The following is a 777-nucleotide window of genomic DNA, read 5'->3' as shown; positions in this document are numbered from 1 at the left end:
CTAGGTGTGAGCTTTCGAGAGGTTGTCCATTCGGACCGGACCGAGGAGACTGGAGTTACCACGCTTCAGCATCCATCGGAGGGTCCGAATGAACATCCACAAGAATGCCCGTCTCACACCGCTGCGTCGAGAGGAGATGGCGTTATCGGTGATAGAAGGCGCTTTTTCCAAAGCCCATGCGGCGCGCGTCTATGGCGTGTCGGCCAAGATCGTGGCGCGCTGGGTCGAGCGCTATAAGACCAAAGGGCGGGCCGGCATGGTCGACCGCTCGTCGCGGCCCACCGTCATGCCGAGCCTGACCGAACAGTCCGTGGCCGAGCGCATCGCAGCCTTGCGTCGCCAGCGGCTGACCGGCAAGCACATCGCCCATGAGGTCGGCGTCTCGCCCGCCACCGTCAGCCGGGTTCTCAAGCGTGCCGGGCTGTCGCGGCTCAGGGATATCGAGCCGGCCGAACCGGTCCGGCGCTACGAGCGGGAGCATCCCGGCGAGATGATCCATATCGACATCAAGAAGCTCGGCCGCTTCAGCCAAGTCGGCCATCGTATCACCGGCGATCCGCAAAAGGGCAAGTCGCGCGGCGCCGGCTGGGAGTTCGTCCATGTCTGCATCGACGACGCGTCCCGCATCGCCTTCTCGCAAATCCTGCCCGACGAGAAAAAGGAGTGCGCCATCGCCTTCCTCAAGGCCGCGGTCGCCTATTACGCCAGCCTCGGCGTCACGATAGCCCGCGTCATGACCGACAACGGCTCCTGCTACAGATCAAAGGCCTTCGCCAA

Annotated in this window: 1 protein-coding gene; it reads left to right on the top strand. The window is 63.8% G+C overall.

All coding sequences use genetic code 11. From position 1 onward, the window contains the following. Positions 1–88 precede the first annotated feature (88 nt). Positions 89–777, top strand: a 689-nt coding sequence (locus P9217_RS30155; protein ID WP_278052568.1) for an IS481 family transposase, incomplete at its 3' end; no start/stop codon positions are given.

Source organism: Mesorhizobium sp. WSM4989 (genome assembly GCF_029625795.1).
GTDB lineage: Bacteria > Pseudomonadota > Alphaproteobacteria > Rhizobiales > Rhizobiaceae > Mesorhizobium.
This window is presented reverse-complemented; position numbering and strand designations above follow the sequence as displayed.